This window comes from Micropruina sp., assembly GCF_027492755.1.
Lineage (GTDB): Bacteria > Actinomycetota > Actinomycetes > Propionibacteriales > Propionibacteriaceae > Micropruina.
Window position 1 is genome coordinate 1 of the sequence record NZ_JAPUED010000174.1, and the last position, 8,728, is coordinate 8,728.

Genomic DNA, 8,728 nt, shown 5'->3' on the forward strand with positions numbered 1-8,728 from the left:
CTGGAGGAAGAGAAGGCCGACGAGTTCCGGCGCACGCTCGAGCACTTCTGCCGGGCATATGCCTTCGTCGCTCAAGTCATGCCCTGGGCTGACGCTGACTGGGAACGGCTGTTCCTCTACGGCCGGCTGCTCTTGCTGGAGCTGCCCCCGAATGAGAACAGTCCAATGCCGCAAATCTCAAAATCGGTGCAACTCACCCACCTACGGATAGCCGTCACCTCGGACGGAGCCATCCACCTCGCTGGCTCCGAGGAGCCAGGGGTGGCACTTCCCGGCGAAGGCAAAGGTGCAGTGACCGAACCTGTGCTGGACAAGCTGTCGGCACTGATCTCGGCGATGAACGACAAGTATGGTGCCGACCTCGGCGAGGCCGACAAGGTCTGGGTCGACCAGCAGTGGGTCGTCGTCAAAGAGGACGACGAGATGCGGGAGGTCGCTCTCAACAACGACCGGAGCCAGTTCGAGATGGTCTTGGAACAGAAGGTCAAGGATCTGCTGATCGACCGTCACGACAAGAACGGCGTCCTGTTCGATCTGTTCTTTGCCAATCCCGACTTTCAGGTCTTCCTCGTGCGCTATCTCTCCGGCACCTACGACGAGTTCCGACGCGAGTCCGTGTTGTAGGGATCTTACAGGTGCCTGGCACACTGATTGAGATGGATGGATTCACCTCTTGGGCTTGGGCTTGGGCTTGGGCTTGGGCTTGGGCTTGGGCTTGGGCTTGGGCTTCTCGTGATTCTCCGTTTGGGTCTTGGCGGTCTGCGGTTGACCCTTCGCCTTGTCGGCTGGCGACTGCCGACCGTTGGTCTTGTTGGGCAGCGACCGGCCCTTAGCCTTGCGCCCCTGCGACTGAACTTTAGCCTCGCTTTGTGCGATCTTGGCGTTGCTCCTTGGCTGGGATGTGGTATGCGTGCGTGGATCCGCTTGCGCCTTCCTGCCAAAGGCGAATCCCCCAGCAAGCACTCCGATTCCGAAACCGACTACCCCAGATCCAATATGTTGCGTGAAAATGGTCCACGTTCGCGCCAACTGCCCTTCGACGCCGGTGGCCTCGACTCTTCCGGCCAAAACTACGACTGCTTCACCTTCGACAGCTCGCCACTGATTCGGTTGGGTCGCGACGGGAATGGTGTCTTTAAGCTCAACCGAGTCACTGACAAATTTTATTAGGCCATCATCTTGTGGATTGAGCCATAGCTCATCGAAACCAGGGGATATATCGTCGCCAACCTGGGCCGGTGAGACGGCGTTGAAGGCGACTGCGAAGCTGTCCCCCTGGATTAGCGGCGCGCGCGTCACTGCCGTGACCATGAACGTGACTGGACCTCCGGGAGGGTAGGGAAAATCTCTGTTTACAGAAATTTGATCCTTCAAAAGCCTCCCTACGCTATTTACGGTCTTGTCTGATATCTCCAGCCACCGGCGTCCCGACTTCGCTTCTTGTGCCTTCAAGAGCCTTGCCCGCAGCGGCCCCGACTCTGGCTGTCCGCTCTCATCCGTCCACTCGAATAGCCCGCCAGGATAGCACTCATCACCTCGGGGTACGCTCTGGTCACGCACCGAGAATCCGCTTGCTTGCACCTTCAGGATGCGAGCATCGGACGGCAGCCCAACCACGAAGTTAGTGGTTGGGTTTTCATCGACGTCAATCGCAATATTTATGCAGTAACCAAGTGTGGGGTGAGGCCAAATATAGAGTTCCGGCTCCGAAAACGTGCCTTGCCTTAGCGACTGATCCTCGCGCGGCATTATGTAGAATAATGGTGGAGGTTCAGTTCTCTCAGTGACGCCCGCGGAGAGCACAAAGGTAAGGACGAAGCCGAACGCAATCACTACTACACCGACAACCAAGCGCCTCGCATTCGAGATCCGCATGATCGTGACCCTCTCTCAACGTCTGGGCGTTCGAGAACCCTCGGTTACGCGATCCGAGCTGACAACGGCTCGGCGTGCGGCAACAATACCGTCAAGGCAGCCGGGTGAACTGGAGCGGCGGCGGGAGCGGGGCAGATGCACAGAAGATCTCCCGTGAGTAGGGGTGGTTCCCGCTTCCAACCGCCGCGGCCACTCAGGCGGTAGTGGGTTCACCTATTGTGCGCCGAGTCACGTTGCCGAACGAGACTTCACCAGGGGCGAGAGTCAGTGCCGCACCTTGCCCAGGAACGACGTGATTGGCTGGTTCATTGCCAACGTCATTGCCGTCACAGAAGAGCACGGCGTTGGCGCCGCGACCTCCAACCGAATTAGGAAACACCATGCTAACCGGAGCGGCTCAGAATTCTTCGAGTTGAACAGCGATCTAAAATGAGGCAAGACGCTGAATATTGGTGAAGTCGAGGATGTGAATTCCCATGGCTAAGTGAAACTCGCCAATCACTGCTTTGGTAGATGTGCTGGATTATCCGATCTCTGCGGTTGCAGTCTGCGGATCAAGCGAGCCGTAGAACAACGAGGTCCCGGCTGGCGACATTCGATTGACCATCGCCAGGCGGGCCGGCGGAGGCCGAGGGGCGCGGCATCATAGGTCGTTCCGGAGGGATCGAAATATCCGACCATGCATCCGAGATAGGTGTGCTCGTAGCCTTCGCGCCGGCACCTACTCAGCGCACCAGAGTCCAGGTATGCATCGGTGATCCGGGTGAGGAGGTCGACCATGCGGGTTGTAGCTGGGTAATCATGGTTATCCCCTTGTCGCTCGGACACCCGCGGGCTGACCGACCGGCTTCGTCGGCCCGCGCCGGATGCACCCGCCACTACCAAATTGGCTCCGAGACCCTGGGCTGGCGACGATCAGCGTTCCACCGACTGCTCCAACGCCTGCACGTAGGCGCCGGCCTTCGCGAAGTGGACGTCGTGGGAGCTGCGCACCCGGACGGTGCGGTTGTCGGGCAGCAGGCTCTCGACCCGGGCCAGGTCCTCGTCGCTGAGCGCAGCGAGTAGGACGCCCTCACGGTTGTACCGGGTGGTGGCCTTGACGAACACGGTCGAGCAGTCGATTGCGGCCAGTGTCTGCGCCTGATCGAAGCCCGCGAACCAGCTGTTGTCGATGAACGCCGTGGTGAAACGCAGATCGTAGGGGTGGCTGATCGATTCCCAGATGCGGTTGATCGACACCGATACCCAGCGCACCACCGGCAGGCACGCGGGGTCGGCCCGGCGCTGCCGAACCACGCTGCGGGTGAGCGCCGGCCAGATCGGACCGAGAAGTCGCTTCCAGTAGCTGTGCCGCATGTACCAGCACACCCAGTCGGCCTCAGCGTCCTGGGCAAGGAACGACGACACGTGGGCGTAGACGTCGATGCCGACGAAGGTGCCGTCGACCCGATCGGGTTCGGTGGCGAAGAACGGCGGATCCTCCAGCAGCACCGCCCGCACCTTGTCGGGATGGGCGGCGGCCAGCCGTGCGGCGATCAGTCCGCCGGAGGAGTGGCCGGCGACCACCACCGGCTCGCCGAACACCTGGTCGATGAGCCGGGCCAGGTCGTCGGCGATCTGCACACAGGTGTAGTCGGCGGCGTTCCAGCTGCTGTGGCCGTGCCCGTGGACGTCGACGGCCACCACCCGGAACTTCTCGACCAGCTGCGGGATCGCCTTGGCGTACTCCTGCCAGACGCCACCCTGCCCGGGGATGAGCAGGAGCGGGATCCCGCCCGCCGGCGCCTCGGCGATGTTCAGCCGGACGCCGTCGCGTACCTCGACCGTCCGCTCCAGGAACCCGAGCGCCTCTACTCGGCGCACATGTTTGCCGAAGTAGTCGCGGGTGGTGACGACCGCGATCAGGGCACGGACGCCGAAGACCACGACGAGGCCGGCCAGCGCGAACCCGATGTTGAGCAGCACCACCTCCCAGCCGCTAGGCATGTCCGGGCCGATCCGGGCCGTTACCGAGTGCTCGATCGATCACGTCGCCGTACTGGGCGGGGTCGACCAGCGCGATGCCTCGCTCGCGGTCGGCCATCAGCAGCAGCGAATCGCCGGGCGCCAGACCGAACAGGTCGCGGACCTCCTTCGGGATCACGATCTGCGACTTCGGGCCGAGCCGGACCATGCTGATCCAGCGATCTCCGTGGGATGGGGTGGAAGTCATGACGCCATGGTAGCAATAGTTGGAAAAGTAATACCCTGCGCTTGGTGTGACTGCAAGCGACTGACGTCTTGGCGTGCCACTGCCGCTCTGCATCGCGTCAGTGGCACGCTATCCCGGCAGTCGTCCGGGCAGACCGGTCGCCAACCCCTTCACCACCGCCCGCGCCGCGACCACTGCACGAGAACTGCCGCCTCGCGCCGCAAGCGCCCGCAGGCCGGGCACGGCCAGCACATTCGATTCCGCGACGCCTGTCGAGACCGCCGCGAGGGCTTCCGGTGCCAGATCGGCGAGCGCTTCGGCGACGTCGGCGGTGCCCGGCAGCATCCGTGCCCCTGACAGCGACACGGTGATCAGGTCGTCGAGCACCGGCCACACGACGGAAGCCATCCCCTCCTCGGCGACCTCGAGCGAGACCCGAGCGAAGGCAGCCAGCGACCGTGGCGTCCCCTCCCAGTCGAGATAGCGGGGGTTCGCGACCCCAGGCCGTAACAACCCCCGTTGCCAGGTTTCGATCACCGCCGTCATCGCATCCCCCGCCGCCTTGAGGTGCGGCGAGCGCTGCGCGCCCAGCAGATTGACGGCCGCCGCGGGCCCGAAGGGTCGCGCCCGACGCGCCTCCTGGCGTAACACCACCCCGGCTTCGGCACCAGCGCACAGCCAGAGCCCGGACGCCGCCGCGTCCGACCATGCGGGGAACACAGCACTCTCCTGAAGCTGGCTGTAGCCGATCGAAGCGAGGCGCTCCGGGAATTCCTTGAGCGATCGGGGCAGGCTGATCGGTGCGGCACACCATCGTCCGGTCTTGGTCTGGACCAGGCCGGGCTCGCGAATCGGATCCCGGAAGTAGGCAGCGGCGGTGGGACCCGCCTTCCGCCACAGCCGGCGTCCGTTCTGCCGGACGACCGGCACCCGCAGGGTCTCCAACGCGGCCAGCTGCGTGGCACTGACCGACGCCGGATCGACGCGGGTGAGCGCCAGCAACAGATCCGCCTCGATCGCGGCGGCTCCGCTGTCCCGATAGCCGCTCAGCCGATCGACCAGATCGGACGGATCGATCCGCAGATCGATCCATGACGGGGTGGACAGCAGCACCGGCATCTGGCCCAGCCGCTGGAAGACCGCGAACTCACGCGCCAGCAGCACGTCCTCCGCCCGACCGGGAAACCGGTCGAGTCCGTACTCGGGCCTCGTTCCGGCGAGCCAGTCTGCTACCGGACGCAGCCCGGGCATCCACTCGGTTCCGACCCCGCGGATCCCCCGGCGCGTGGCCTCGGGGTCGGCCCAGGCGAGCGCGTTCGCCAGATGCAGGAACTCTTCGGTGGCGATGTCGAAAGCACCCTCCGGACGGCTCACCAGCACTCCCGCCGCGCGAGCCAGCGCTTCAACGCCTGGCTCACCCGGCTCGAACCGCGGCACAGTCCAGAGCCCCGGCGTCGGCTGCCACCGCCCGCGCACACCCGGCGCCTCCTCGTCGATGGCGACCGCCGTCACGCTCCAGCGATCCAGGACCTGCTGGGCCGCGCGGACGACGGACCGGTCCTTGTCGGCCAGCAGCGCACCCAGCTGATCGGCGAGCTCGGCGGCCACCGCCGGAGGGGGTGCGGGGCGAGCAGCCGTGGCGAGCAGGACTGCGCGCAGCGCCTTCTTCGTCCGGACGCCGAGCGCGGCGGTCAGCACCTCCACGAGCAGATCGTCCTCCACGCCCGCGATCAGTCGTGGCGCGAAGTTCTCGACGACGGCGGCGTTGCCGGTAGCCAGGCTCGGAACCAGCGCGTCAGCGTGGGCGACGAGTTCTTCGTCGGTGGCTGCCAGCACGTCGGTGATCAGCCGCGTCCAGACGGCCTGATCACCGGGACGCCGGGCGGTGTCCAGACCCTGCAGGGCACAGTCGAGAGCGGCATCACGCTCGACCCAGCCGGCCTGAAGAGCCGCGCTGAACATCGGGCCGAACAGGCCGGTGACTGGCACGCCCAGCCCGGCCAGCATCCGCAGATGGTCGACGAAACGCGGCTGCAGCAGGCCCACCGGAATCGGCTCGCGGAACGGGTCGACCGGTGCCGGCTGGCCCAGGGAGGCGGCCGCCGTGAGGATCCAGTCCTTCAGGTACTCGACGTTGTCGGGAACGGGCAGTGCCAGTTCGTGCACGAGCAGGACGGCAGCGGCCCCGAAGGTCGTCAGGCAGTTCTCCCAGGATCGCAGTGACGGGACGCAGGCGTATCGGATGAAGGCGGCGGCGAAGGTGGCACCCCGCGGGAGCAGGAGTCCCCGCACCATGTCCTCGGTGAACACCCGCGGCGGCAGCACCTCGACGGCACGCCGCGCGTCCACACCCAGCCGGGTGGCGAAGATGCCGAGCCGGTCGGTGTCCACCTGGACCCAGCTGATCCAGCCCCAGCGGTTGGCACCCAGCTGCCCGACCTCGCCCCAGGCGCCGCGCCGCAGCCCGGCGAGGGCCTGCCTGCGCTGCTCCGGGCTGCCGAGCGGCAGCTCCGGGGTGGCCGACAGCGGCGCCCCGACCCAACCGAGCTCGGTGAAGATGGCCACCGCACGAGCCAGTGCGGCGTCCATCATCTGCTGTCCTGAGCGATTCGGACGGCGAGCACGTGCTTGCACGGGCCGCGGTCTCCACCGTGCCGCAGGAACCACCGGCAGGTGCAGCTCCCGGCCCCGGCGAGCCGGACGACGTAGTCGTCGTCGCCGCTGCGCACCAGCCAGCCGTCCTCACCGTCTCGCCGGACCGCACCGGACGCGACCAGCGCCCGAGCCCCCCGCAACCGCGGGTTGTCACGCTCGACCCGGGCCGCGTCGGTGGGCAGTTCGCGATGGAAGTAGGCCGCATCATGGGCGTCCCAACCGACCCGTCCGCTGGCGGCCAGCACCGCCAGCGCCGAACGGACGCGTCCCTCGGTGAGCCCGGAGTCCCGCACCAGGCGGGGTACGTCGATCACCGGCTCGAAGGCGAGCAGTGCGCAGACCAGGTCGGCGTCCTCGACAGCGGACGGCCCGGCCAGCCCCGCCAACAACGACCCCTCCCCCGAATGGCCGCGCCAGATCTCGTCGGTGAGTCCGAGGGTGAGCCTGGCCGCGGGCAGTTCGGCCTCCACCAACGCCGGCCCTTCGCCTCCGCCGCACGGCCCGTAGACGGTGAGGGAGCGGATCTGTGTGAGCAGCCGCTTCAACGCCGAAAGCCGGTGCAGCCCGGGGACGAAGACGGCGCCCCCAAGCGCCCGCGGCGCGACTCGCACCCCCGTCCGCCCGGGCGTGAGCCAGCCACTCCGGGTCGGCGAGGTCACCCCCGGAAGCGACGCGAGGAAACTCCTGGACGCGGCGGCGTCCAGGGTGAACGCCGGGACCAACTCGCGGTGCAGTTCGGCCGCGTTGCCGAGTGCCCGCACCCAGCGTGGCGGCATGTCGACCGGGCGTTCCACGGCGTGCCTGTCGAGGGTGGCGACCCGCATGCCCTCGTTCCCGACATCGAGATGGACCAGATCGCTGCGGCGCATCGCGGTGAGTGCCCGGCGCATGTCGGCACCGATGTCGACGTTCGTCGTCCCATGCCCGATCTCGCCGCCGTCGAACCCGGTGGCCAGCAGGTCCAGCCGGGCGTAGACCCCGTTGCACGCCGAGAAGCACTCCGCTCGCAGCCGGTCACCCTGTGCTGTCAGCACAGGGTCGCGCTGCGAGGTCGGCGTGTACTGGAAGTAGCGGGTGGCGGTGACGTCGGCCAGCGTGACCAGCCCGCGAGCGAGCACCTGCGGGTGGGTCGCGAACCCGTGGAAGAAGCTCGGGTATGCCGTGATCCCGGACGGCGTCAGTGCCGGCGCCAGTGCGAGCGCCAGCCCGTCGGTGTCGAGTGTCGAGCTAGCACTGAAGCTCCGCACACCCATTGGGTCACAATAGCCAGCGGGTCCGGAAGCACCGCGAGAATGCCGGCCTACCATGCGGTGATGGCACGCACCGACCAGGCTTCCCGGGTGATCGCCGCCTCCCCCGAGCGCATCTACCGGGCATTCACCGACCCGGACATGCTCACGAAGTGGCTGCCGCCGGCCGGTATGACCGGCCGGTTCGAGCGCTTCGACGCCCGCCCGGGCGGCTCGTACCGGATGGTGCTGACCTATCTGGACGCCTCGGGCGCCCCGGGCAAGTCGTCCGCCGATTCGGACGTGGTCGAGGCCTGCTTCGTCGACCTCGTCCCGGACGTCCGGGTGGTGCAGGCCGTCGATTTCGTCTCCGACGATCCGGCGTTCGCCGGCACGATGACGATGACCTGGGAACTGGAGCCGGAGCCGGAAGGCACCCGGGTCACCTTCCGCGCCGACGACGTCCCGGACGGCATCTCGGCCGACGACCACGCCGCCGGGCTCACTTCCTCGCTGGCCAACCTGGCCCGTCAGCTCAGGGCGGAAGGCTTCGTCCCGCCGGGCTTCCATGCACCGACCGCCCTGGTCACCGAGCACTTCCGGCTCGAACCGCTCGGGCCGCAGCACAACATCGCCGACCGCGCCGCGTGGACCTCCAGCATCGATCACATCCGATCGACGATCGGCTATCCGGACGGCGATTGGCCGCCCCCGGAAGGCATGTCGCTGGAGGCCAACCTGGCCGACCTGCGCCGGCACGCCGCCGATTTCGCCGCCG

The 8,728-nt window shown here is 66.9% G+C and carries 6 protein-coding genes and 1 pseudogene; 2 read left to right on the forward strand and 5 right to left on the reverse strand.

Going from position 1 to position 8,728, the window contains the following annotated elements; genetic code table 11:
• Positions 1-624 (forward strand): annotated as a pseudogene (locus Q0066_RS11930) (type I restriction endonuclease subunit R); the annotation flags it as partial.
• Positions 625-666: 42 nt separating this feature from the next.
• Here Q0066_RS11930 and Q0066_RS11935 read toward each other — a convergent pair.
• The 5 genes from Q0066_RS11935 to Q0066_RS11955 all read right to left on the reverse strand — a co-directional run bounded on the left by Q0066_RS11935 (position 667) and on the right by Q0066_RS11955 (position 7,974).
• On the reverse strand, positions 667-1,875 hold the full coding sequence (locus Q0066_RS11935) for a hypothetical protein (protein ID WP_298133166.1): 1,209 nt from the start codon (positions 1,873-1,875) through the stop codon (positions 667-669).
• Positions 1,876-2,790: 915 nt separating this feature from the next.
• A complete protein-coding gene (locus Q0066_RS11940; RefSeq protein WP_298133168.1) occupies positions 2,791-3,861 on the reverse strand; it encodes an alpha/beta hydrolase in 1,071 nt (356 codons plus the stop codon).
• Positions 3,854-4,087, reverse strand: a complete 234-nt coding sequence (locus tag Q0066_RS11945) for an AbrB/MazE/SpoVT family DNA-binding domain-containing protein (protein WP_298133170.1) — start codon at positions 4,085-4,087, stop codon at positions 3,854-3,856. Before Q0066_RS11945 ends, Q0066_RS11940 begins: the two co-directional genes overlap by 8 nt.
• Before the next feature lie 108 nt (positions 4,088-4,195).
• Positions 4,196-6,658: a hypothetical protein gene (locus tag Q0066_RS11950; protein ID WP_298133172.1), complete on the reverse strand. Its 2,463-nt coding sequence runs from the start codon at positions 6,656-6,658 to the stop codon at positions 4,196-4,198.
• The gene (locus Q0066_RS11955; protein WP_298133174.1) at positions 6,655-7,974 is read right to left on the reverse strand and encodes an SWIM zinc finger family protein; all 1,320 of its coding nucleotides are present in this window, start codon (positions 7,972-7,974) and stop codon (positions 6,655-6,657) included. The genes Q0066_RS11950 and Q0066_RS11955 overlap by 4 nt, the downstream gene beginning before the upstream one ends.
• A gap of 60 nt (positions 7,975-8,034) precedes the next feature.
• Here Q0066_RS11955 and Q0066_RS11960 point away from each other — a divergent pair.
• Positions 8,035-8,728 (forward strand): SRPBCC family protein (locus Q0066_RS11960; protein WP_298133175.1); only part of this gene is annotated, 694 nt, incomplete at its 3' end.

Coding starts and splice junctions, on each gene's coding strand:
- Q0066_RS11935 (WP_298133166.1), bottom strand. CDS start 1,875: ATGCGGATCTCGAATGCGAGGCGCTTGGTTGTCGGTGTAGTAGTGATT.
- Q0066_RS11940 (WP_298133168.1), bottom strand. CDS start 3,861: ATGCCTAGCGGCTGGGAGGTGGTGCTGCTCAACATCGGGTTCGCGCTG.
- Q0066_RS11945 (WP_298133170.1), bottom strand. CDS start 4,087: ATGACTTCCACCCCATCCCACGGAGATCGCTGGATCAGCATGGTCCGG.
- Q0066_RS11950 (WP_298133172.1), bottom strand. CDS start 6,658: ATGATGGACGCCGCACTGGCTCGTGCGGTGGCCATCTTCACCGAGCTC.
- Q0066_RS11955 (WP_298133174.1), bottom strand. CDS start 7,974: ATGGGTGTGCGGAGCTTCAGTGCTAGCTCGACACTCGACACCGACGGG.